The sequence below is a fragment of the Streptomyces rubellus genome (genome assembly GCF_036323805.1).
In the GTDB taxonomy this organism is placed as follows: domain Bacteria; phylum Actinomycetota; class Actinomycetes; order Streptomycetales; family Streptomycetaceae; genus Streptomyces.
This window is the reverse complement of sequence record NZ_JAZDCX010000076.1, coordinates 1-490: the sequence shown is the minus strand read 5'-3', so window position 1 is coordinate 490 and position 490 is coordinate 1. Positions and strand designations below refer to the sequence as shown.

Sequence of the window (490 nt, the reverse complement as noted above, 5' to 3'; positions counted from 1 at the left end):
GGGCGTCGGCGTACAGCGCCTGGCCCAGCTTCTGGCTGGTGGTGGCGACCCTCTCGGAGGCCTCGCGGATCGCCGCGGTGTCCTCGCCCTTGAGCTTCTCCTTCAGGTCGGCCACCGCGGCCTCGACCTCGGACTTCACATCACCGGGCACCTTGTCCTCGTTGTCCTTGAGGAACCCTTCGGTGGCGTGGACGAGCTGCTCGGCCTGGTTGCGGGCTTCCGCCGCCTCCTTCCGGCGCCTGTCCTCCTCGGCGTGCTGCTCGGCCTCGCGCATCATGCGCTCGATGTCGTCCTTGGGCAGCGCCGAGCCGCCGGTGACGGTCATGCGCTGCTCCCTGCCGGTGCCCAGGTCCTTGGCGGAGACGTGCATGATGCCGTTGGCGTCGATGTCGAAGGTGACCTCGATCTGCGGCACGCCGCGCGGTGCCGGGGGCAGCCCGGTCAGCTCGAACATCCCGAGCTTCTTGTTGTACGCGGCGATCTCGCGCTC

The 490-nt window shown here is 69.4% G+C and carries 1 protein-coding gene; it reads right to left on the bottom strand.

Annotated elements, in window-relative coordinates:
* Positions 1-490, bottom strand: a 490-nt coding sequence (locus tag V1L54_RS29310; protein WP_330121191.1) for an Hsp70 family protein, incomplete at both ends; no start/stop codon positions are given.